At 66.2% G+C, this 23232-nt stretch carries 21 protein-coding genes; 13 read left to right on the top strand and 8 right to left on the bottom strand.

All coding sequences use genetic code 11. From position 1 onward, the window contains the following. Positions 1-65 precede the first annotated feature (65 nt). The 3 genes from AACH06_RS09625 (at position 66) to AACH06_RS09615 (ending at position 3858) form a co-directional block, all read left to right on the top strand. Positions 66-1340: a Glu/Leu/Phe/Val family dehydrogenase gene (locus AACH06_RS09625; protein ID WP_341425434.1), complete on the top strand. Its 1275-nt coding sequence runs from the start codon at positions 66-68 to the stop codon at positions 1338-1340. Positions 1341-1490: 150 nt separating this feature from the next. Beyond that, positions 1491-2606: a CsgG/HfaB family protein gene (locus tag AACH06_RS09620; protein ID WP_341425433.1), complete on the top strand. Its 1116-nt coding sequence runs from the start codon at positions 1491-1493 to the stop codon at positions 2604-2606. A 322-nt stretch (positions 2607-2928) separates the two neighbouring features. Further along, positions 2929-3858, top strand: a complete 930-nt coding sequence (locus AACH06_RS09615) for a Bug family tripartite tricarboxylate transporter substrate binding protein (protein WP_341425432.1) — start codon at positions 2929-2931, stop codon at positions 3856-3858. A gap of 54 nt (positions 3859-3912) precedes the next feature. On the opposite strand, the gene AACH06_RS09605 is transcribed toward AACH06_RS09615, so the two are convergent. Next, positions 3913-7596, bottom strand: a complete 3684-nt coding sequence (locus tag AACH06_RS09605; RefSeq protein WP_423222000.1) for an L-glutamate gamma-semialdehyde dehydrogenase — start codon at positions 7594-7596, stop codon at positions 3913-3915. A gap of 155 nt (positions 7597-7751) precedes the next feature. Between AACH06_RS09605 and AACH06_RS09600 the strand changes: the two genes are divergently transcribed. Both AACH06_RS09600 and AACH06_RS09595 read left to right on the top strand, forming a co-directional pair. Beyond that, complete coding sequence (locus tag AACH06_RS09600; RefSeq protein ID WP_329718860.1) at positions 7752-8246, top strand: Lrp/AsnC ligand binding domain-containing protein; 495 nt, start codon at positions 7752-7754, stop codon at positions 8244-8246. Positions 8247-8421: 175 nt separating this feature from the next. Then, a complete protein-coding gene (locus AACH06_RS09595) occupies positions 8422-8751 on the top strand; it encodes a hypothetical protein (RefSeq protein WP_341425431.1) in 330 nt (109 codons plus the stop codon). 28 nt (positions 8752-8779) lie between these two features. On the opposite strand, the gene AACH06_RS09590 is transcribed toward AACH06_RS09595, so the two are convergent. Next, positions 8780-9481 (bottom strand): YggS family pyridoxal phosphate-dependent enzyme, encoded by a 702-nt coding sequence (locus tag AACH06_RS09590; RefSeq protein WP_341425430.1) that lies wholly within the window; start codon positions 9479-9481, stop codon positions 8780-8782. Between the two features lie 95 nt (positions 9482-9576). On the opposite strand from AACH06_RS09590, the gene AACH06_RS09585 reads away from it, so the two are divergent. The 4 genes from AACH06_RS09585 to AACH06_RS09570 all read left to right on the top strand — a co-directional run bounded on the left by AACH06_RS09585 (position 9577) and on the right by AACH06_RS09570 (position 13518). After that, entirely contained in the window at positions 9577-10620 is a 1044-nt protein-coding gene (locus tag AACH06_RS09585; protein ID WP_341425543.1) for a type IV pilus twitching motility protein PilT, read from the top strand. A 34-nt stretch (positions 10621-10654) separates the two neighbouring features. After that, positions 10655-11341, top strand: coding sequence for a cyclic nucleotide-binding domain-containing protein (locus AACH06_RS09580; protein WP_341425429.1), 687 nt, complete (start codon positions 10655-10657; stop codon positions 11339-11341). Between the two features lie 37 nt (positions 11342-11378). Then, the gene (locus tag AACH06_RS09575; RefSeq protein WP_341425428.1) at positions 11379-12515 is read left to right on the top strand and encodes a PilT/PilU family type 4a pilus ATPase; all 1137 of its coding nucleotides are present in this window, start codon (positions 11379-11381) and stop codon (positions 12513-12515) included. A 115-nt stretch (positions 12516-12630) separates the two neighbouring features. Further along, the gene (locus AACH06_RS09570) at positions 12631-13518 is read left to right on the top strand and encodes an NAD(P)-dependent oxidoreductase (protein ID WP_341425427.1); all 888 of its coding nucleotides are present in this window, start codon (positions 12631-12633) and stop codon (positions 13516-13518) included. Between the two features lie 27 nt (positions 13519-13545). On the opposite strand, the gene AACH06_RS09565 is transcribed toward AACH06_RS09570, so the two are convergent. From AACH06_RS09565 to AACH06_RS09555, 3 genes are read right to left on the bottom strand one after another with little or no spacing between them, the layout of a single operon-like run. Continuing rightward, the gene (locus AACH06_RS09565) at positions 13546-14172 is read right to left on the bottom strand and encodes a BON domain-containing protein (protein WP_341425426.1); all 627 of its coding nucleotides are present in this window, start codon (positions 14170-14172) and stop codon (positions 13546-13548) included. A gap of 51 nt (positions 14173-14223) precedes the next feature. Next, positions 14224-14832 carry an SIS domain-containing protein gene (locus AACH06_RS09560; protein WP_341425425.1) on the bottom strand — a complete coding sequence of 203 codons (609 nt, stop codon included), beginning with the start codon at positions 14830-14832 and terminating at the stop codon, positions 14224-14226. 51 nt (positions 14833-14883) lie between these two features. Continuing rightward, positions 14884-15306, bottom strand: a complete 423-nt coding sequence (locus tag AACH06_RS09555; RefSeq protein WP_341425424.1) for a YraN family protein — start codon at positions 15304-15306, stop codon at positions 14884-14886. Here AACH06_RS09555 and rsmI point away from each other — a divergent pair. Continuing rightward, entirely contained in the window at positions 15305-16240 is a 936-nt protein-coding gene (gene rsmI, locus AACH06_RS09550; protein ID WP_341425423.1) for a 16S rRNA (cytidine(1402)-2'-O)-methyltransferase, read from the top strand. The genes AACH06_RS09555 and rsmI overlap by 2 nt on opposite strands. A 9-nt stretch (positions 16241-16249) precedes the next feature. Here the strand turns inward: rsmI and AACH06_RS09545 are convergent, their stop codons facing one another. Next, positions 16250-16690 carry a hypothetical protein gene (locus tag AACH06_RS09545; protein ID WP_341425422.1) on the bottom strand — a complete coding sequence of 147 codons (441 nt, stop codon included), beginning with the start codon at positions 16688-16690 and terminating at the stop codon, positions 16250-16252. Between the two features lie 133 nt (positions 16691-16823). On the opposite strand from AACH06_RS09545, the gene tldD reads away from it, so the two are divergent. Both tldD and AACH06_RS09535 read left to right on the top strand, forming a co-directional pair. Then, a complete protein-coding gene (gene tldD, locus AACH06_RS09540; protein ID WP_341425421.1) occupies positions 16824-18287 on the top strand; it encodes a metalloprotease TldD in 1464 nt (487 codons plus the stop codon). Then, complete coding sequence (locus AACH06_RS09535) at positions 18284-19381, top strand: GSCFA domain-containing protein (protein WP_341425420.1); 1098 nt, start codon at positions 18284-18286, stop codon at positions 19379-19381. Before tldD ends, AACH06_RS09535 begins: the two co-directional genes overlap by 4 nt. Before the next feature lie 29 nt (positions 19382-19410). Here AACH06_RS09535 and AACH06_RS09530 read toward each other — a convergent pair whose 3' ends face one another. Then, positions 19411-20145 (bottom strand): acyltransferase, encoded by a 735-nt coding sequence (locus AACH06_RS09530; RefSeq protein WP_341425419.1) that lies wholly within the window; start codon positions 20143-20145, stop codon positions 19411-19413. A gap of 97 nt (positions 20146-20242) precedes the next feature. Beyond that, complete coding sequence (locus tag AACH06_RS09525) at positions 20243-21631, bottom strand: hypothetical protein (RefSeq protein ID WP_341425418.1); 1389 nt, start codon at positions 21629-21631, stop codon at positions 20243-20245. Positions 21632-22152: 521 nt separating this feature from the next. On the opposite strand from AACH06_RS09525, the gene AACH06_RS09520 reads away from it, so the two are divergent. Continuing rightward, a complete protein-coding gene (locus tag AACH06_RS09520; protein ID WP_341425542.1) occupies positions 22153-23232 on the top strand; it encodes a 3-deoxy-7-phosphoheptulonate synthase in 1080 nt (359 codons plus the stop codon).

Raw genomic sequence — 23232 nt, 5'->3', positions numbered from 1 at the left:
CATGCCGCGGCGGCTGACTCACGAGGTGAGCTGCCGCTGTATCTACATCATGGAGTCCACGAGAAATGTCCAACCAGTTGTCCTTTGTCCATCCGACCCCTGACAGCCCCTGGGGCACCTACCTGTCGCAGGTCGACCGCGTCACGCCGTACCTCGGTCACCTCGCCCGCTGGGTCGAAACCCTCAAGCGTCCGAAACGCGCCCTGGTCGTGGACGTGCCGATCGAGATGGATGACGGCTCGGTTCGCCACTTCGAGGGCTATCGCGTGCAGCACAACATGTCGCGCGGCCCGGGCAAAGGCGGCATCCGTTATCACCCCGACGTCACGCTCGAAGAGGTGATGGCGCTGTCAGCCTGGATGAGCATCAAGAACGCGGCGGTGAACCTGCCCTATGGCGGCGCCAAGGGCGGCATCCGCGTCGACCCCAAGCTGCTGTCGGTGAAAGAGCTGGAGCGCATGACACGCCGCTACACCAGCGAGATCGGCATCATCATCGGTCCGCAGCAAGACATCCCGGCGCCGGACGTGAACACCAATCCGCAGATCATGGCGTGGATGATGGATACGTACTCGATGAACGTCGGCGCCACGGCCACCGGCGTCGTCACCGGCAAGCCCATCCACTTGGGCGGCTCGCTGGGCCGCGTGAAGGCCACGGGCCGCGGCGTGTTCGTGACCGGCCGCGAGGCTGCACGTCGTATCAACCTCGAGCTCAACGGGGCCAAGGTGGCGGTGCAGGGCTTCGGCAATGTGGGCTCGGCCGCCGCTGAGCTCTTTGCCCAGGCTGGTTCCAAGATCGTCGCGGCGCAAGACCACACCGGGACGATCTACAACGGCAACGGCTTCGACCTCTCGCTGCTGATCCCGCACGTGAAGGCTACCGGTGGCGTCGCCGGCTTCAAGGGCGCCGAGCCGATGGGCAACGAGGAATTCTGGGACGTCAAGTGCGACATCCTGATTCCGGCCGCCCTCGAAGGCCAAATGACCGCCGAGCGGGCGCGTCGCACCACGGCCAAACTGGTGCTCGAAGGCGCCAACGGCCCCACGGTGCCGTCGGCCGACGATATCCTGGCCGATCGTGGCGTTCTCGTCGTGCCGGACGTGATCTGCAATGCCGGCGGCGTGACGGTGTCGTATTTCGAGTGGGTGCAGGATTTTTCCAGCTTCTTCTGGACCGAAGACGAGATCAATCTCCGGCTGGACAAGATCATGGTCGACGCCCTGCGCCGCATCTGGGGTGTGGCGGACCAGCACAAGATCACGCTGCGCACCGCGACCTTCGCCGTCGCCTGCGAGCGCATCCTGGCGGCCCGCGAAGAACGCGGTCTGTATCCCTGATATTGGGGGGGGGGCGGGCAGCCGCTGTCATCGGCAACGCTAGACTCCGCGTTGCAGCTGGGCCGATCACCTAGGTGGTCGGCTGGTTCGTCAAGCCGGGCCCGCGCCCGGCTTGCGTCTTTGAGAGAGTCACCGAGGATGGGAGTCCTGATGAAACTTCGTCTGACAACGCTTGGCGCCGTGCTGCTCGCGGCGAACGCGGCATGGGCTGCCAAATCGCAACCCAATATCGAACACTGCGATCGCGAGATGGGAAGCTTGGCGGTGGCAGAGCCGCAGGACCACATCCTGAGCCGACTGTCGTACTACAAGCTCGGCTCGCCCACGACGATGCTTCGCATGATCGCCCAAGAGTCTGGGTGTTTTGCGGTGGTTGAGCGAGGCGCGGCCATGCAGAACCTTCAGCAGGAACGCGCCCTCGCAGCGGGCGGCCAGCTGCAGCAAGGCTCCAACATCGGCGGCGGGCAAATGCAGGTCGCCGATTTCGTGATGACACCGGCCGTCCAGTTCAGCGATGAGACCGGGGGCGTTGGCGGTACGGTCAGCAATCTGCTGAGTCGTGCCGGTGGCGTGTTGGGCCAGATCAGCAGCGTGGCCGGCGGGGTGAAGTTCAAAGAAGCGGAAACCACGCTGCTGGTGGCCGACGTGCGTTCGGGCATCCAGGTCGCCAGCGCCGAGGGCAAGGCCACCAAGATGGACTTCAGCGTGGACGCCTGGGGCTGGGGCAATTTGGGCTGGGCATCAGCCGGCGGGTACACCAGCACGCCCGAAGGCAAGCTGATTGCGGCCAGTCTTCTGGACAACTTCAACAAGATCGTTCAGCAGATTCGGAACAAGCCGCAATTGATCCGCAGCACGTCGCAATCGTCGGTGCAGAACGCATCGCAGTCGATTGCAGCCACTGGCAGCGGTTCAGTGGGGCAACCCTCCGCCTCTCAACTGGCAGCGGTTCAACCCACAGGGGGCGGTGCGTTTCCGGCCATGATGGTGGGAGCGTTCTCAGGCCAGTTCAGTGGTGGCGACAGCGGCGTTTTTTCCATCATGATTGCCAACGATGGTCGTGTCAGTGGCGTCGGCCAATCGGCGAACGGCACCAGCTTCAACATGACCGGTACGGCCAGCGCCAACGGATCCCTCGTGATGACGGGCAACGGGCAGGCCGGCACGGCTCAATTCACCGGCGTCGTTGATCCCAACAGCGGCTCACTCGTTGGCACTTGGCGCCTGAAGAAGCAGCAGGGCAACTTCAACGGTCGCAAGCAGTAAGCACACGACCACCCGCCCTTTTGAGAAGCCGGCACCCGCCGGCTTTTTTGTGCCCGCTCGGTTCAGATTCGAAGGCCTCCGGCTCCCACCGGCGGCTCCGCCGGCGCACCACCATGCTGGGCACCGGCCAATCGGTTCAATGCGGCATGGCAGCACCGAGCCCATCGCTTCGGTCGACGGCCGCGCCAAAAGGCGAAGAAAGCGCCCCGGCAACCCGGCCAATAATCCGCGGGCTCCCACCACTTCCGCCTCGACCATGTCGCACGCACCCCACCGCCGAGCCCTCTTGAGGTTCGCCTGCGCGATCTCTGCGGCCTGGGCCATGCCCTTGCTGGCTCAGCAACCCACCACTTGGCCGACCAAGCCGGTGAAGATCGCGGTACCGGCACCGGCCGGCAGCTCGCTGGACATCATCGCCCGCCTGCTGGGCGAGCGGCTGTCCGAGCGCTGGGGACAGCCGGTGGTGGTGGAAAACAAGCCAGGCGCTGGGGGCATGCTGGGCACCGACGTCGCGGCCAAGGCCTCGCCCGATGGTCACACGATGGCACTGTCGTTCAACGGGCCGATCGCCTTCGCACCGTACCTCTATGCGAAGGTGCCTTACGACGCCGCGAAGGATCTGGCACCGGTGGTGATGACCACCTCGCAGCCCAACGTGCTGGCGGTGAACGCCGCGAAGGTTCCAGCCAAGACCGTGAAGGAGTTCGTCGACTGGGCCACAGCGGCGCACGGCGCGATGAACTACGCCTCTCTGGGCAATGGCAGTTCGGCCCACCTGACGATGGAGCTGTTCATGGCCGAAGCGGGCCTCAAGGGTACGCACATCCCGTTCAATGGCTCGCCGCCGGCGGCGATGGCCGTGGCCCAAGGCGAAGCAGACGTCACCTTCATGGTGGCGCCGGCACTGCTGCCGCACGTCAAGTCCGGCAAGGTTCGGCTCATTGCCGTGAGCAGCGCCCAACCGGTGGATTCACTGAAGGATTTGCCGACACTCGCATCAGCCGGCTACAAGGCGGTCGAATCGATGGCCTGGAACGGGCTGTTCGTGCCGGCCGCGACACCCGCCGCGGTCGTCGCCAAGATCAATGCGGACGTCAACACGGTGCTCAGTGAGCCCGCCGTGCGCGCCGCCCTAGACGCACAAGGGCTGACGCCCGTCGGCGGCAGCGCGGCCGATTTCAAGAAGCTGGTCGAGGCAGAGCAGCAGCGCTGGGCACCGATCATCCGCAAGATCGGCGTAAAGCTGGACTGAAGCAGAGGGGCGTTCGCCGGGCGGCCGCACGAAAGCAGCCCTGGCGAACGCCCGTCAGTGCAGGCCGGCCAGCAGCGCCGCGTTGCCGCCCGCGGCAGCGGTGTTGATGGTGACCGTCTGCTCCGCACAGAAGCGGTAGAGCTGGCGCGGACTGGCGGCCTCGTGCAGCGCCAGCAAGGGCAGGATCGCTCCGTCCTGAGCGGCGAGCTGGCGTGCCAGTCGAGGCAGCCAGTCGGCACTCGTGGCACACACCCCAGCCACCCGAGGTTCGGCCACCAGCGCCGTGCCCAGGGTGTCGCCGCTGCCCGGCATGGCCTGCAGCAGGCCGCCTGGCAGCTCGCCGCGCAAGGCATTCAGCCAGGGCAACGCGGCGGCGAGGGTCGCATCGTCTGCCACCCAGGCCACCGCATTGCCGGCCACCAGCGCCGCGGCCAGGGCGGCGGCCAGTTCCGGCGCCGCCGCCGGCCCACCCACCAACGCAAAGACGCCCCGCGCATGCAGGCGCAACTCGTTGCTCTCGCCGGTGGGGCCAGGCAAGGCCTGGGTGGCCAGCCTGCGCTCTGCCTGATCGGCCAGATCCAGCCAGCGAGCCGAGACGCCTGCATCCACCCCACTCAAGGTCTCTGCGGCCCGGCGCAACCACGCACTGCGCGCGGCCAGCGGCGTTTGAGCCCACGCGGGCTGCTGCTGGGCCAGCGCATCCACCACGCGACGCACCGCATCGATCGACGCCGCCGCGGGTGCGGGCGCACCGCTGGTGCCCCCGGCGGGCAGGGTGAGGCTGGGCTCGGCGGCGTCTGCACCGAAACGCAGCACGTAGTTCGGCCCACCCGCCTTCGGGCCCGTGCCAGACAGGCCTTCTCCGCCAAAGGGCTGAACCCCGACCACCGCCCCAATCATGTTGCGGTTCACATAGACGTTGCCGATGTGGGCCAGCTTCGCCAGGCGCTCGGCGCGGCTGTCGATGCGGGTCTGGATGCCGAACGTCAGGCCGTAGCCCAGCGCATTGATCTCACGCACCAGTTGCTCCGGGTCCCCCCGCCAGCGGACGACGTGCAGCACGGGTCCGAAGATCTCGGTCTTCAGATCGCGAACGGCCTGGAGTTCGAAGGCAACAGGCGCCACCAGGCGAGGGAAGGCTTGGGGATCGACCTTCGTTTCGCCCAACAGACGCGCTTCGCGCTTCAGACGCTGCACGTGCGCGCAAATGCCTTGGTAGGCCTCTTCGTCGATGACCGGCCCCACGTCGGTGGCGAGGTCCGATGGGTCGCCGACACGCAGCTCGCTCATCGCGCCCTTCAGCATCTCGATCACACCATCGGCGATGCCCTCGTGCACGCACAGCAAGCGCAGGGCCGAGCAGCGCTGCCCCGCGGAGCGGAAGGCGCTCTGCACCACCGCATCGACCACCTGCTCGGGCAAGGCCGTCGAGTCCACGATCATCGCGTTGAGCCCGCCGGTTTCGGCGATCAGCGGCACAGGCGCACCGCCCTTGTCGGCCAGCGTGCGCTGGATGATGCGAGCCACCTGGGTCGAGCCGGTGAAACACACGCCCGCGGTGCGCGCATCGGCCACCAGCGCCGCCCCGACGGTCTCGCCGGGGCCATGCAGCAGCGCCAGCGCATCGGCTGGCACGCCCGCCTCATGCAGCAGCTCGACCATGCGTGCCGCGACGGCCGGCGTCTGCTCCGCCGGCTTGGCGGCCACCGCGTTGCCGGCGACCAGCGCAGCCACCACCTGCCCCGCGAAAATCGCCAACGGGAAGTTCCACGGGCTGATGCAGACGAACACCCCGCGCCCGTTGATGGTCTCGGGTTGAGTGGCCACCTGGTCGGCGTAGTAGCGGCAGAAGTCGACCGCCTCACGCACCTCGGCCACACAGTCGCCGAGGGTCTTGTGCGCCTCCTTGACCAACAGGCCGCAGTACTCGGGCAAGCGGGCGTCGAGCAGATCACCCGCCCGCCGCACGATGGCCGCCCGCTCCACCGCAGGCCGGCTGCTCCAGGCCGCGAAGCCTTGCTGCAGCCGCTGCATGGCGCTGTCGATGTCGCCGCGCGAGGCCTCGGGCACCACCTCGACCTGGGTCGCCGCCATCGCAGCGGTCAGCGGGGCGCGCTGGGCCGGGCAGGTGATGTCGGCGCCGGTCGAATTCAGGCGCCGCACCGTACCGTTTTCGCCATACAGATCCACGGGCAGCGGCAGTCCCTCGGTCGTGTCGGGGGTGCCCTTGTGGGCCTGCTCGAGCGGCGAGGCCAGCAGCTCCTCGGGTGCCACCTTCGGGTCGGCCAGTTGGTGGACGAAGGAGGAGTTGGCGCCGTTCTCCAGCAGGCGGCGCACCAGGTACGCCAGCAGGTCGCGGTGCTCTCCCACCGGAGCGTAGACGCGGCAGGCCATTGATGGGTCCTTGAGCACCTCGCGGTACACGCCGTCGCCCATGCCGTGCAGGCGCTGCATTTCATAGTCCGCGCCGGCCTGGGCGCCGGCGTCACGCGCCATGCGCATGAGGGCCGCAATCGTGCCGGCGTTGTGAGTGGCGAACTGCGGATAGATCACGTCGCGGTGCGACAGCAGCGCACGTGCGCAGGCCAGGTATGACACATCGGTGTGGGGCTTGCGGGTGAACACGGGGTAACCGGGCAACCCCAGCTCCTGCGCCCGCTTGACCTCCCCGTCCCAATAGGCGCCCTTGACCAACCGCACCATGAAGCGCAAGCCATGGCGACGCGCGATGGCTGCGACCTCGTCGACCACCGCCAGCGCGCGGGTCTGGTAAGCCTGGACCGCGAGCCCGAAGCCGCGCCACTGCGGGTAGACCTGCGCAATGCGCTGCGCCAGGGCCTCCAGCACGTCGAGCGACAACTCCAATCGGTCGACCTCCTCGGCATCGATCGTCAAGTTCAGATGGGCCGGAGCGGCCCGCTCGACCAGCGACCAGACGCGCGGCAGGAGCTCGGCGAACACACGGTCGCGTTGCACTTCCTCGTAGCGCGAAAAGAGCGCCGAGAGCTTGATCGAGATGCCGTCGCTGCGCTCGGGGCCTTGGCGGCCCACGGAGGCGGCGATGGTGTCGATCGCGTTCTGGTACGACGCGAGGTAACGCTCAGCGTCGTGCTCGGTGCGGGCGCCCTCGCCCAGCATGTCGTAGGAGAAACGCAGGTTCGGCTGCTCCTTGCGCTGCGCGTCGGCCTCGGCCATCGCCTCACCAATGGTGCGACCCAAGACGAATTGCCGACCCAACAACTGAATCGCGCGCACCGTGGCGGCCACCACCGTCCGAGCCCCCAGGCGCTTGATCAGGCCGGGCTCCTCCTCGGCGTCCGGCAGAAACTTCTTCGACAGCGCGATCGCGGTGGCTGAGAGGCTGGCCAGCATTCCGCCAGAGCCATCGGCGGAGTCGAATTCGGCCCGGCCGAGCTGGTCCGCCGTCAGCGCCACGGCGGTCTCGACGTCGGGCACCCGCAGCAGCGCCTCTGCCAAGCGCATCAGCGCCAGCCCCTCGGCGCTGGAGATGGGGTATTCCTTCAGCAGCGATTCCATGGCCCAGAACGGTGCCGGCTTGTCGCGCACCGCCTGCACCCAGGGCTGGGCCAGGGCGATCACGCCGGCCCAGTCGATGCCGAGCATCAAGCGCTGTCGCGCCGCCCCCAGCGCCTGGTGCTCACGCACATAGGGAAAGGGCAGTCGCGCTCTGGGCGGGTTGGCGACGAACGGGGTCCGCGAGGTGTCAACGGCGTTCATGGGGTGCTTTCGGCCAAGGACGGCCACGGCGCACCGTTGTGGTGACCGAGCCGACGCATGGCGGTAGAAATCCTGACTGGAAGGATTGGCAGCTTACGCGGACAATTCCTGAAAAAGATTCGGAGTTCCCAGCCTGTGACGAACTTTTCTCAAGCATGCAGCCCACGATAAACGACCAAAGCCTCGCCGAACGCGGGCTCGACAAGATCGATCTGAGGATCCTGCGCGTTCTGCAAAAGGATGGACGCATCAGCAACTTGAAACTGGCCGAGGAGGTGCATCTCTCTCCCACCGCCGTGCTGGAACGGGTCAAACGTTTGACGCGGGATGGCTTCATCCTGGGGTACGAAGCGCGGCTGAATCCTCTCAAGCTGGGCGCCGGGCTCATGGTGTTCGTCGAAGTGCTGCTGGACCGCACGGTGCACGACGTCATGGACAGCTTTCGCGCCGCCGTTCAAGTTCGACCCGAGATCCTCGAATGCCATCTGGTTGCCGGCGGTTTCGACTACCTGCTGAAGACGCGGGTCTCCGACATGGCAGCCTACCGGAGCTTCGTCGGCGATGTGATCTGGTCATTACCCGGGGTGCGTGAGACGCGCACGTACGCGGTGATGGAAGAAGTGAAAAACAGCACGTCGCTGAGCTTCTGATCCCGGCGGGCTGACGGCCCGGCCTCGACGGCGCGCGGCGAGGCGCGCCGGCGGTCTCCCCCGATCGGGGGGGTGCCCCTCCCTCATGCGGGCGATGGTGTCGGGGGGCCGCGTGGCGGACGATCTCGTTCATGCCGGATGAACCGGCCAGACATCGAGATCCGAGGGATACGCCGTGACCAGCCCCGCCATCCACCTTGCCGCCCGCCTGCGCCTGCCGCCCTTCCTGCCGCGTCTGCCGGTCGACCGTCCGACGCCGCGGGGTTGGCCCGCTTGGCTGCCGCCCCCTGCCAACCGCCCGGACGACGTGGAGCTGCAGGCCCACGAAGATCGACTGGTCTCGCTGGACGATGTGCCGGCCGCGCTGGCGGTCGAGCCGATGCTGCCCAGCACTTCGGCTGTCGGGGGCTGGTACGACTCCAGCCTGGACCTGCGTCTGGGCCTTGAAGTGCAAGACCTCGGCCCGGTCGAGTGGCTGGACGAGTGGGACGGCGCCTTCGCCTGACCGGGCCGCTGCGGCGACCCGACGCCGGTCAGCCCCGGGCGCCGAAGATCGCGCTGCCCACCCGCACCATGGTGGCCCCTTCGACCACCGCCGGCTCCAGATCGGCGCTCATGCCCATCGACAGCGTGTCCAAAGCCAGCCCCTGCTGACGCAGTTGCTCGTAGGCTTCATGCAGGCGCCGGTGGGGCTCGCGCTGGGCCTCGGGACTCGGCGCTGGCTGCGGGATCGACATCAACCCGCGCAGGCGCAGCCCCGGCAAGGCGGCGACCGATCGCGCCAGGGCGGGCAACGCTTCAAAGTCGACCCCGCTCTTGCTGGCCTCGCCGTCCACATTGACCTGCAGGCAGATGTTCAACGGGGGCAGATGGGTCGGGCGCTGGTCGGAAAGCCGCTCGGCAATCTTGAGCCGGTCCACCGAATGCACCCAATCGAAGGCCTCGGCCACCACCCGTGTCTTGTTCGACTGCAGCGGGCCGATCAGGTGCCATTCAATCTGCGCGCGCAGATCGGCCAGCGCGCCGATCTTCTGCAGCGCCTCTTGAACGTAGTTTTCGCCAAACGCCCGCTGGCCGGCCTCCCACGCCACGCGCACCGCCTCGGCCGGGCAGGTCTTGCTGACAGCCAGCAGCGTGACATGCGACGGAAGTCGGTGGCACTCGGTGCAAGCACGGTCGATCCGTTGCCGCACTTGGCGTAAGTTCTCAGCGATACTGCCCAGGTTCGTGCCCATGATCGCCTGAGCATAAGTCACGAACGCCGGGCACCGGATGCACCGCTGAAGCGGGCGCGGTGTCCGCCCTCCAGATCAAGCCGCCCTACCGCCTTATGGACATCACCCAGCTGCTGGCCTTTTCGGTGAAAAACAAGGCCTCGGACCTGCACCTGTCGGCCGGTCTGCCGCCCATGATCCGCGTGCATGGCGACGTACGCCGCATCAATGTCGAACCCATGACGCACAAGCAGGTGCACGCCATGGTGTACGACATCATGAACGACACGCAGCGCAAGCAGTATGAAGACACGCTGGAATGTGACTTCAGCTTCGAGGTGCAGGGCTTGGCGCGTTTTCGTGTCAATGCGTTTCACCAGAACCGCGGCGCGGCATCGGTCTTCCGGACGATTCCGTCGAAGATCCTGACGCTGGCGCAACTGAATTGCCCCCCCGTCTTCGCCGACCTGGCGCTCAAGCCGCGTGGCCTGGTGTTGGTGACGGGCCCGACCGGCTCGGGCAAGTCGACCACGCTGGCCGCGATCATCGATCACCTGAACGAAAACGAGTACGGCCACATCCTGACGCTGGAAGACCCGATCGAATTCGTCCACGAATCGAAGAAGTGCCTGGTCAACCAGCGTGAAGTGGGCCCGCACACGCTGAGCTTCGCCAACGCGCTGCGCGCGGCCCTCCGGGAAGACCCGGACGCGATTCTGGTGGGCGAGCTGCGCGACCTGGAAACCATTCGCCTGGCACTGACAGCCGCCGAAACCGGCCACCTGGTCTTCGGCACGCTGCACACCTCCAGCGCCGCCAAGACCATCGACCGGGTGGTGGACGTCTTTCCGGCCGCCGAGAAAGACATGGTGCGAGCGATGCTGTCCGAATCGATGCAGGCCATCATTTCGCAGACGCTTTGCAAGACCAAGGACGGCAATGGCCGGGTCGCCGCGCACGAGATCATGCTCGGCACCGCCGCCATCCGAAACCTGATCCGCGAGAACAAGATTGCGCAGATGTACTCGTCGATCCAAACCGGCCAGAACCTCGGCATGCAGACACTGGACCAGTGCCTGGCCGAGCTGGTGCGGCGCAACGTCATCAGTGCGGCGGAAGCGCGCGTGAAGGCGAAGTTCCCGGAAAACTTCCCGGGCTGAACCAGCGCAGCGAGGGATCTTGGAGGTTTCAGCGATGGCAGTCGGCGAATTCCTGTTTCGCTGGTGGAGGCCCGCCAAGGCCAAGCCCGCACCGCGGCCGCGCCTGGAAGACTCGGGCTTCTACGCCACCCAATTCGTCGATCGGCACGACGAAGCCAAGCGCATCGCCTCGTGGAAGCAGCAGCGCTCGGTGGACATGCGCGAGCGCAAGGACGATGCCGCCGGTATCACGGCTTTGACGCGCCTGTTCAGCCAAGACCGAATGCTGGCCGCCCTCGGGGCCGACGCCCTCAAGCAACTCGCCTCCCAGTTCGACTATGTCGAGGTGGACGCCGGCAAACGGGTGCTGGGCCAGGATGAAAAGGGCGACTTCCTGATGATCGTGCTGCAAGGCGCGTTGGCCGAAGAGCGCTCGCAGCCTTCGGGCGCCAAGGTGCGCCTGGGTGAAGTGCGCGCGGGTGAAGTGCTCGGCGAGTTGTCGGTCCTCGACGGCGGTACACGCCTGAGCTCGTGCACCGCCTTGACGCCGCTGCACCTGGCCGTGCTGGCCCAGCCCGTGCTCGACAAACTCGTGGCTGACGAGCCGCGCCAGGCCGCCGCGTTGTTGAGCTGGCTGGCCAAACGGGTGTCGCTGCGCTTGAGACAGGTCAGTGCCCGCATGTCGGTGCTGCTGACCCGCATGCCGGCGACCGCCACTCCCACCCCGGACACATCGCGCTGAGTTCGCGAAGACTTTCCCGTATCTCGGAGACCCCACCATGGAACGCGACCAGGCCTCGAAATTCGTCAGCGACCTGCTGCGCCTCTTGGTCACCCGCAACGGCTCGGACCTCTTTCTGACCGCCGACTTCCCGCCCGCGATCAAGGTCGACGGCCGGGTCAGCAAGGTGTCGCCTCAGCCGCTGACCGGGGCGCACACGATCACGCTGGCTCGGGCCATCATGAACGACAAGCAGGCCGCCGAGTTCGAGCGCACCAAGGAGTGCAACTTCGCGATCTCGCCGGCAGGCATTGGCCGTTTCCGTGTCAGCGCCTTCATGCAGCAAGGCCACGTGGGCATGGTGCTGCGGACGATTCCGGCCCATATCCCGACGGTTGACGAGCTCGGGCTGCCCACAGTGCTGAAGGACGTGGCCATGACCAAGCGCGGCTTGGTGATCATGGTGGGCGCCACCGGCTCCGGCAAGAGCACGTCCATGGCGGCGATGGTCGACTGGCGCAATGAGAATGCGCAAGACCACATCATCACCGTCGAAGACCCGGTCGAATTCGTCCACCCGCACAAGAACTGCATCATCACCCAGCGTGAAGTCGGCCTGGACACGGAAGACTGGGACATCGCGCTGAAGAATTCGCTGCGGCAGGCGCCCGATGTCATCCTGATGGGCGAAATCCGTGACCGCAAGACGATGGAACTGGCCGTCGCCTTTGCCGAAACCGGCCACTTGTGCATGGCCACCCTGCACGCCAACAGCGCCAACCAGGCCCTGGACCGGATCATCAACTTCTTCCCGGAAGAGCGCCGTGATCAGTTGCTGATGGACGTGTCGCTGAACCTGAAGGCCATGATCTCGCAACGCCTGATCCCTCGCCAGGAAGGCAAGGGGCGGATCGCGGCGGTGGAAATCATGCTCAACACGCCTTTGATGGCCGACCTGATCTTCAAAGGCCAGGTGGGCGAGCTGAAAGAGCTGATGAAGCGCTCACGCGAGCTCGGCATGCAGACCTTCGACCAGGCGCTGTTCGACCACTACGAAGGCCAGGTGATCTCGTATGAAGACGCTCTGCGCAACGCCGACTCGGTCAACGACCTGCGCTTGCAGATCAAACTGAACAGCCAGCGCGCCCGCGTGTCCGACCTCTCTGCCGGCACCGAACACCTGACGATCGTTTAGCCCCCACGCCCCGCGCAGCGGACCGGCAAAGCCGGATCCGAGCACGCCACTGGGAGTGCCACTGCCGCTGTGCGGCGCCGCGGTGGGCGCCACTTCATGCACGGAGAGTATCTGATTGAAGACTTATGAACCGACAGCGCCCCGGCGCGTGGCCTTCCTGGGTCTCGGGGTCATGGGCGGGCCGATGGCCGCGCATCTGGCGGCCGCGGGGCACGCGGTGACGGTCTACAACCGCACGTCGGCGAAGGCGCAGGCGTGGGTCGCCGAGAGCGGCGGCGCATCAGCGGGTACGCCTCGTGCGGCGGCCGAAGGCGCCGAATTCGTGTTCGCCTGCGTGGGCAATGACGACGACCTGCGGGCAGTCACACTGGGCGATGAAGGGGCGTTTGCCGGCATGGCGCCGGGGGCCATCTTCGTCGACCACACCACGGCATCGGCCGATGTGGCGCGCGAGCTGCACGCCGCCGGCTTGCAGCGTGGCATCCACTTCATCGATGCCCCCGTTTCCGGCGGCCAAGCCGGCGCGGTCAACGGCCTGTTGACGGTGATGTGCGGGGGCGACGCAGCCCCATTCGAAGCGATGAAGCCCGTGGCCATGGCCTTCTCACGCGCCGTCACCCTGCTGGGGCCAAGCGGCGCAGGTCAGTTGGCCAAGATGGTCAATCAGATCTGCATCGCCGGGCTCGTCCAGGGCCTGTCGGAAGCCATCGCGTTCGGCCAGAAGGCCGGGCTGGACATGACGGCGGTCCTCGACGTCATCGGCAAAGGGGCGGCTCAGAGCTGGCAGATGGACAACCGCGGCAAGACGATGGTCGACAACCGATTCGATTTCGGTTTCGCCGTCGACTGGATGCGCAAAGACCTCGGCCTCGTCCTGGACGAAGCCCGCCGCAACGGCGCGAAGCTGCCCGTGACCGCGCTCGTCGACCAGTTCTATGCCGATGTGCAGGGCCTGGGCGGCGGCCGTTGGGACACCTCGAGCCTGATCAAGCGCCTTCGCTGACACCGACGCGGCCAGCCAAGGCTCCGATCATTTCTTGGATTCAAGCGCCTTCAGCTCTGCGTCGCTGATCAACTCAAACACCTTGACCACCTTCTGCACCCCGCTGACGGTGCGGGCGATCTCGGCCGCCTTATCGGCTTCCTTGTCGGTCACGCGGCCCATCAGGTAGACGGTGCTGCGCTCGGTGACGACCTTGATCGCATTGGCCTGAATGTTGCCGTTGTCGATGAAGGCGGCCTTGACCTTGCTGGTGATCAGCGCATCGTTCGACCGCGCGGTGAGCGAGCTCAGGCCCATCACCGCCGATTCGTTGACGGTCGTGCGCACGTTTTCGATGGCGGCCACGGTCTTCTCGGCAGCCTCCCGGTCAGCCTCGCTGGCCACCTCGCCGGTGATCAGCACCAGACGGTTGTAGCTGGTGACGTTGAGGTGGGCCCGCTCGCCCAGGGCCTCTTTCAGGCGCGGACCGGCCTTGAACTCGATGGCCTGATCCTCCAGCTGCGCGCCGGAAGTGCGGCGATCGGTGTAGAGCAAGGCGCCAGAGGCCATCGCGCCGCCGATCAGCAGCGGGGCGCAAGCCGAGGTGAGCGCCGAAGTGGCCGTGGCCAGCGCCAAGGTCGCCAGCAGGGAATAGCGTCGATTGAACTTCGTCATGGTCTGAAATGGAAATGGGCGGCAGCGGTGAAGAGGATGAGTCCGCGGGGCTCAACCAGGTTCCGCATCGCCCAGCAGTTGAAGATCGATCGCGTCGCACAGCGCGTGTATCACGAGCAATTGCAGCTCATGGACGCGTGCCAGGCGCTCGTGGGGCACCGCGATCCAGACATCCGTTTCGCCCAACAGAGAGGGCAATGCCGCCGCCTCACCCGGCGGGCCGCTGAGCAGCACCACACTCATCTCCTTGGCGTGGGCTTCGCGGACGGCTGCGAGCAAGGCCGCCTCATCGCCGCCCGAGCAGCAGGCGAGCAACAGATCGCCGGGCTGCCCGAGGGCGCGCACCTGCAGTGCCAAGCCCAGCATGCCATCGCCCGCCAAATCGGCCGATGCTTGAAGCGGCTGCACCAAGCTTGGCCCGAGGGCCAGCGCGGCCAGCGGGGGGCGCTCCCGCTCGAAGCGCAACATCAGCGCCGAGCAGATCCACTGCGCCAGCCATTGCCCGCCACCTTGGCCGCACGCCAGCAGCTTGCCACCCGCGGTGATGCATCCCACGGCCGCCTGCGCCGCGTCGGCGATCGGCCGGGCGAGACCATCCGCCACCTGGTACATCAGGTCGGCACATTCAAAAAATTGCTGCTGGATACGGGCTTCGAGCATGGGCGCCGATGATAAAGGGGTGGCCGATCGATGCCGGGCTCCGCCCGTCCCTCAAGTGGCATCGAATGCGCCAGGCAACCAAACCAGCTCGTCGGCGTCGATCGCCACCACGTCGAACCGGCAAGCCGGCAATTGCGGCAGGCGAGCCAGATAGTGCTGCGCCGCGTAGACCACGCGCGCCCGCTTCGCGGCAGAGATGCTCGCCGCCGCACCGCCCGTCTCTCGGCTGCGCCGCGCCCGCACTTCCACGAACACCAGCGTGCCGTCGCGGTCGCGCAAGATGAGGTCCACTTCGCCACCTCGCCGCGAGGGGCCGCGGGCGACTCGATAATTGCGCTCCACCAGCCGCAGGCCCTGCTGCTGCAGATAGGCCAGCGCCCGCGATTCGCCCAAAGCGCCCGTGGACGCCTTGGTACTCGTCCCGGCGGGCTGCGGCGAAGGCGAACGTGGTTTCGAGCCCGATCGGAAAAACATGAATCACCCCACCCCGCTCGCGCTGACCCAAGTGGCGGCCCAAGTCGCCGGCGGCCAGCAGTACCCGGTCGGCGCGCTCTACGTCGTGGCCACGCCCATCGGCAACCTGGCGGACTTCAGCCTGCGCGCCATCCACGTGCTGGCACTGGTCGATGCCGTGGCTTGCGAGGATACCCGGGTGACGGCGGGACTGATGCGCCACCTGGGCTTGGACAAGCCGTTGATTCCCCTGCACGAGCACAACGAGCGCTCGGCCGCGGGCCGGGTGCTGGAGCGACTGGCCTCGGGCGAGCGCGTCGCTTACGTGAGCGATGCCGGCACGCCGGCGGTCTCCGACCCGGGTGCTTGGCTGGTGGATCAGGCGCGTGCGGCCGGCCACAGGGTGATGCCCATTCCCGGCGCCAGCAGTGTCGTCACCGCCCTCAGCGCCGCCGGACAGACCAGCACCCAGGCTGACGCGGCCGCCGCGTTCCATTTCGGTGGATTCCTGCCCGCCAAAGGTGCCGATCGACTGGCTGCATTGGACAAGGCGCTGGCACAGCCTTGCGCGTGCGTGCTGTTCGAAGCGCCACACCGCATCGGCAGCCTGTTCGACATGCTCGCCCAGCGCTCACCCGACAGAAGGGTGACGGTGTGCCGTGAACTGACCAAGCAGTTCGAGCAGATCGACACCCTGACTGCCAGTGAACTGCCCACGTGGCTCGCCGCCGATGCGATGCGCCTCAAAGGCGAGTTCGTCCTGGTTCTGCATCCGGCTCAGACACCGGCTTCGTCTGACGAGGACGCCATGGCCGAGCGCGCACTCAAGGTGTTGATGCGTGACCTGCCGCTGAAGCAGGCCGTTGCGCTGGCCGCCGAAATCAGCGGTGCCCCGCGCAACGCACTCTATGAGCGCGCCCTGGCCCAAAAGCGCTTGGCCGACGCGGGGGACTGACCCGGCGCCTTACTTGACGGCAGACGGCGTGGCCGGCGTCGCTGGAGTGGTGGGCTTGTCCGGCCGCTGCGCGCCGTCATGCTTCTGGCGGTAGATGTCCTTGTCGGCGCGGGCCTGCATGCGACGGATGTGGTGCCGCTCCTGCGTCGTCACCGTGCCATCGGCCGCCGCCTTGTTTTGTGCGCGGTCGACCGCCTTCTGCTCGGCGTGCAAGCGACGCGCTTCGCGCTTGGTGATTTCGCCCGACTGTTTGCCATCGCGGATGCGGTCTTGCTGATTCGCCTCGTGCTTGTTGATCACGGGCGTGTTCGTGCCGCGAACACCCGGCTCGGTCACCGGCGGTGTGGTGGGTGTGGCAGGCGGCGCGACCGGCGCGGGCGTCGATTGTGCGAAGCTGGTGACAGACACGGCGGCCAGCGCTGCGGCGGCCAAGGCATGGCGAACGTTCATGTTGTTCCTTTCAAGGTCGGTCGCCGAACACCGGCGGCACCCCACCACAACGTCACGAGTGAGCCACTCGCCGACGTGGAAATGCAAAGCCATGTAAAGCCCACGCCGGCGGGGCTCTGCCTACAATCGGCCGATGATCGCCCGCGAACCCACCCTCGAGCGCCTGGGCGTGGCCCAAGGCCTGCTGCTGGATCCCTACCACCTCAGCGAGTCCACACTGGCTCGCGCCATCGGCCTGATCGCGGAACACCGCGTCGACGATGCCGACCTGTACTTCCAGTACACCCGCCATGAGGGCTGGAGCCTGGAAGAAGGCATCGTCAAGAGCGGCAGCTTCTCGATCGACCAGGGCGTCGGCGTCCGTGCAGTCGCCGGCGAAAAGACAGCCTTCGCCTACTCGGACGACATCTCCGAAGCCGCGTTGATGGATGCCGCGCGCACCGTGCGCGCCATCGCTGCGGCGGGCCAGAGCAAACGCATCAAGGTGGGCGGCGCGACGAAGGTCGCCGGCAGCCGCACCCTCTATGCCCCGATGGACCCGATCGCCACGCTGGACAGCACCCAGAAGGTGGCACTGCTCGAACGCATCGAAAAGATGGCCCGATCGCGTGACCCACGCGTGGTGCAGGTGATGGCAGGCCTGGCCGCCGAATACGACGTTGTCATGGTGGCCCGCGCCGACGGCACACGGGCGGCCGACGTGCGCCCGCTGGTGCGCCTGTCGGTGACCGTGATCGCCGAACAGAACGGCCGCCGGGAGATCGGCTCGGGCGGCGGCGGGGGGCGCTTCGGGTTGGGCTACTTCCAGGAAGCACAACTCTCCGAGTATGTCGACCAGGCTGTCAACGCCGCGCTGACCAACCTCGAGTCACGCCCGGCCCCTGCCGGCGAAATGACAGTGGTGCTCGGCTCGGGCTGGCCGGGCGTCATGCTGCACGAGGCCGTCGGTCACGGGCTGGAGGGCGACTTCAACCGCAAGGGCTCGTCCACCTTCACGGGCCGCATCGGCCAACGCGTGGCGGCCAAGGGCGTCACCGTGTTGGACGACGGCACGATCGCCGATCGCCGCGGCTCGTTGAACATCGACGATGAAGGCAACCCCACGCAACGCAATGTGCTCATCGAAGACGGCATCCTGCGTGGCTACATGCAGGATTCGATGAACGCCCGCCTGATGGGTGTGAAGCCCACCGGCAACGGCCGCCGCGAAAGCTACGCGCATGTGCCGATGCCCCGCATGACCAACACCTACATGCTGGGCGGCGACAAGACCAAGGAAGAGATCGTCGCGAGCATCAAGCGCGGCCTCTACGCCACCAACTTCGGCGGCGGTCAGGTCGACATCACCAGCGGCAAGTTTGTCTTCTCCGCATCCGAGGCGTTCTGGGTCGAGAACGGCAAGATCCTCTATCCCGTCAAGGGCGCCACCTTGATCGGCAATGGCCCCGAAGCCATGACCCGCGTCAGCATGATCGGCAACGACATGCAGCTGGACACGGGCGTGGGAACGTGCGGCAAGGATGGCCAGAGCGTGCCCGTAGGCGTCGGCCAGCCCACGCTGCGCATTGATGGGATCACGGTGGGCGGGACGGCGTGAAAGACATATGGCGTGCGGTGCGCCAGGCCACCGGGGCAGGTGCTCGCGATGACATTGCAAAGACCGAGAACTCTCCGCTGGACTCCGCGAGCACGTCGCATGCCCGAGAGTCCGGGCGCACGAACCCCCACAACACCTGGGCCGCGCGTACCTTCCAGGCCAACCAGGCGGATCCGACCCTGGCTTGCCATCGGATCTGGAAAGATCTGCCTGAGCTGCATGTGGCGCCCAAGTTCAAGGTCGACCGCTCCATCGCCGTGTTCGCATCGGGGTCGTGCTTCGCACGTGAGGTTGAAGACGCGCTGGTAGACCTCGGATTTCCGGTTGCCACCCACTGCGACGCCCTCTTTCACTCGGCACCGTTGATGCATGAGGGTCACTTGAACCCCGGAGCCAGGCCGCGTGCCTACCTGAACCGATACAACAGCATGTCGATGCTGGATGAGTTCAGGCACCTGCTCGGCGCCGCCCCTGAGCTGGAAAAAGGCCTGCTGACCTACGCACTGGATCGCGGCAGCGCAGCCGACCTTCACTACACCCAATCCCTGCGGCAGGTGGACTCGTCAACCACCCTGCAGCGCCGCCAACGGGTGCGGGAACACCTGGGGCCGCTGGTTCGGCAATGCAAGCTGTTCGTCATCACGCTCGGCATGGCGGAGTGCTGGTACGACGCGGCCGCCGACCGGTACCTGAACAACACCCCGGGCCCACGCGTGATGGCCGCCTATGGGGACAGGTTGGCCGTCCACCTCACCCGATTCGATCAACATCGCCAAGCCTTGCAAGATCTCCATGCACTGCTCAGTTCCGTGCATGGGGACGATTTCCGACTGGTCATCACCGTGTCTCCTGTGCCACTGGAGCGGACCTTTCTGGCGCAAGACGTGATCACGACGAACAGCTATTCCAAGTCGATGCTGCGGGCCGTCGCACAAGAGTTTGCCTGTAGCCACGCCAATGTGGACTACTTCCCCAGCTACGAATTGGTCAACTACGCCGCTCCTCAGACCGCCTGGGCCTGGGACTATCGGCACGTGACCCCTGAGCTCGTGGGGCACATCATGTCGCTGTTCAAGACGCACTACGTGGCCTGACGGCCTGAAGGTGCGGAAGCCGGGGCGGCTCAGCGCTTCCAGGTCACCTTGTCGCGCAGCAACTGCGCCGGTGCACCACCCACCATGGTGTTGGGTTGGACATTGGAGCTGACCACGGCACCACTCTCAACGACGCTGCCCGCACCGATCGTGACGTCCGGCAATACCATCGACCGCCTGCCCAGCCAGACGTGGCGGCCAATGCGAACATGCCGGCGCTGTGTATTCAGCGGCGCCCCGGTTTCAGCATCGCACAACGCATGCTGCTCGTTGCACTGCACGGCGACGTCTTCGGACAGCTGACAGTCATCGCCTACGACCAAATCGGCGTAGGAGGCCGTCAATCGTGCCTGGCCCATGGTCGTGTTGTCGCCTATGAAGGCAGTCGCCTTCGCGGCAAGATGCAGCCCGCCTCGCAGGACGGTGCCGGTTCCGATCACCACCTTCAGGCCGTCGCCGCTGAGCATCAAGCCGAGCTGACCCTTGCCACCGAAAAGTGCCAAGTGGACGCCGCTCACCTGCCGCCCCCCCGCGACCCCGGAAATCTTGATATGCCCGAGCTGGTCGTGCTCGCCATCTACCGTCGTCAACAGACACGTATCGTCCCACTCCGCATCCAGCCCTTTGACCAGGACCGAATCGCGCAGATACATGGTCCGCAACGGTTTGGTGGAGGAAACGGGGCAATAACGCACCAAGGAGGGTGGCAGGCCCATCAAGCGGAAGAGTGGCTCGATGAGGGGAGTTTCAGGCGAAATGGGCATGCGAAGCGGGCAGAACAGTACAGCGGTATCAGAGGTGTCATGTTACCCGTCGGTTTCCCCTGGGGCATTCGCGGGCCCGCCCACCTCGCCCGCGGTGTCAACCCTGCGGGCCGACGTAGAGGCTGCGGAACCCTCCGCCGATCTGAACCCGGCGATCGCCGTTGTTGGGGTTGTAGACCTCCTGGCCGACATGGCCTGAAAGCAGCACCCAGTCTTCGCGATGGTTCCAGCCACTGCCCCACACACTCGTCAGTTGCTCGTCGGTCACCGACGAGAGATCGACCCCGAGCTTGCGCGCGGCGACGATGCGAAGCACGTTCATCAACTGCGAGAAATCGATGGTGACGTCGAAGACACGGTTGGAGAACGCCACGTGCTGGGTGGCAGACCCCTGCGACACAAACAGCGGCAGTCTGGTTTTAGAGTCCACCGTCATCGTCCCACTGGTGTAGATCGGACCGTCGACGATGGGAATTCCCCCCTGTGCGGGGTCGAACCAGACATCTCCATTCTTGAACCAGGCAACCTGCGACCAATCGCTGACGCCGGACCGGGCAATTGCCGTATTGAACAGATACTGAATCTGGCAAGGCATCCCCGCCGTTTCCTTCATGCAACTGCGATTCAGGAACGTGGCCATCATCTGCTGCTTGACCTGAACCGTTTGGCCAGACGATGTGTCGAGTTCGAAGGCGCCGAGGCTTTGTTGGCTGCGCACACGCGCGGACGCCGAGCCCATCCAGGGCTGAAGGGGGTCCGAAACACCCCATGCCTGCCGGAAGTTGATGAACGTCCCGGTGATGTACGCGTTGGTCCCCGCTCCGTTTTGGCCCTTGGCGTCGTAGGGGCCGAAGAACGCCGTCGCCCCGTCATCCTGACGGCCGGACGTCGTCAACATACCGACAGCGCCGGTTGCATCGTCGGCGTTGACGAACACCGCAGAGGCGCCATCACGATCCTGAACTTGGCTGCCGCAACCTGCTACGCGACCAGCCGGCGTCCAGCGGAGGGTCGGTAGCGCCGCCGAATGTGGCAGCGACGTGAGGCTGGCGACCTTGGCAAGACGGCTGTCGGACAGGGCGGTCAAGGGCCCCTGGGTCCCGCCGGCACAACCTTCGGCGCGACCGAAGAACATGATCTTCATGCCGGGCTTGAGCGCTGTCTTGGGATCGTTTGGATTCCACGCCGCAAACAACCCGCTGCCGCCGGACACGCGGTCAATCGCACCCGCAGCCGCCAGTGCCGCCGTCGGCCGAAAGTACAGCGCATCCGGACCGTCCTGCGGCGTGGGCCCGGTACTGCCTCCCGAATCATCCACACCGCCCGCTCCTCCACCGGACACGGGCGGTTCGGTGGTAGGCGTGTCGGAACCCCCGCCGCCGCACGCCGCGGCGAGTACGGCCAATGCGATCAGAGTCAATGCCATCGCGGCCTGTTTGGAAAACGTTGCCGATGAAGAACCGCTGTTGTAACCGATCGCCCGCATGGCTCGCCCCGCTGCCTGTCGCGCGGCACACCTGCGGCCACGCATACGGGCTCTTTCGGCAGCACATCACCAATCCTTGAAAGCCCCTGCGGACCGCAGAAGGGGGCCTTCTTCACCTCAAGTGGGAGGAAGGGTGTGCCGATATACGCGCTGGGCCGCGAAAGCCCCGGGCGGCGGTTTCAAGTTGAGTGCCGCAGTCGTGTCCCGACACCGCACACCGCACCCAGCGTCCGTGTCATCTCGACGTCGTGCTACATTCGGGCCCGTGATCCGTGCCCCGCGATTTTTCTTTGCGTACTTTTGGTTCTCGCCCCGTCAGGCGGCTGGAGAGGCCATCGCGCGCAACTGAAAGAAACAGCAAAGCAAGCGAGACACCCTCAAAAGACCGCCGGCAGCCCCGGCGGTTTTTTTTCGCCGGCGCGGCCCCCACTTCGACGACCACGCCTATTGGAACGACGACGATGAACGCCAAAGCCACCGCCTCTGCCACGTCCCACGACCCTGCCCGCTCCGGGCTGGTGATGAGCGAACGCACCAGCGAAACCGACGACCAGCGGATCCAGGACGTGACGCCGCTGCCACCGCCGGAGCATCTGATCCGCTTCTTCCCCATCGCCGGAACGCCGATCGAGAAGCTGATCAAGCACACGCGAACTGCCGTCCGGCACATCATGAGCGGCAAGGACGACCGACTGCTGGTGATCATCGGCCCGTGCTCGATCCACGATCCTTCGGCGGCGCTGGACTATGCACGGCGCCTCGCGGCCGAACGCAGCCGCTACGCGGACACGCTGGAGATCGTGATGCGCGTCTACTTCGAGAAGCCCCGAACCACCGTGGGGTGGAAGGGGCTGATCAACGACCCCTATCTCGACGAGAGCTATCGCATCGACGAGGGCCTGCGCATGGCGCGCCAGCTTCTGGTCGAGATCAATCGACAAGGCGTGCCGGCGGGCAGCGAATTTCTCGACACGATCAGCCCGCAGTACATCGGCGACCTGATCAGTTGGGGGGCGATCGGCGCGCGCACCACCGAGAGCCAAGTGCACCGGGAACTGGCCTCGGGGCTGTCGGCACCCATCGGTTTCAAGAATGGCACCGATGGCAACTTGAAAATCGCCTGCGACGCCATCCAGGCCGCCGCTCGGCCACATCATTTCTTGTCAGTGCACAAGAACGGCCAGGTCGCGATCGTCGAGACCAAGGGCAACAAGGATTGCCACGTCATCTTGCGTGGCGGCCGCCTGCCCAACTACGACGACGCCAGCGTCGCGGCCGCGTGCCAGGCGCTGACCGAGGCCAAACTTCATCCGACGCTGATGGTGGACTGCAGCCATGCCAACTCCAGCAAGCAGCATCAACGCCAGATCGACGTCGCCAAAGATATCGCCGGCCAGTTGCGCGCCGGCAGCCGGAGCATCTTCGGCGTGATGGTGGAAAGCCACCTGCAGGCGGGCGCTCAAAAGTTCACGCCAGGAAAGGACGAACCGGGCGCCCTCACCTACGGCCAAAGCATCACCGATGCCTGCATCGGCTGGGACGATTCGCTCACCGTGCTGCAGGTGCTGAGCGACGCGGTCAAGGCGCGCCGCTCGGCCTGA

The organism is Ideonella lacteola, from assembly GCF_038066555.1.
GTDB lineage: Bacteria > Pseudomonadota > Gammaproteobacteria > Burkholderiales > Burkholderiaceae_C > Ideonella > Ideonella lacteola.
This window is presented reverse-complemented; position numbering and strand designations above follow the sequence as displayed.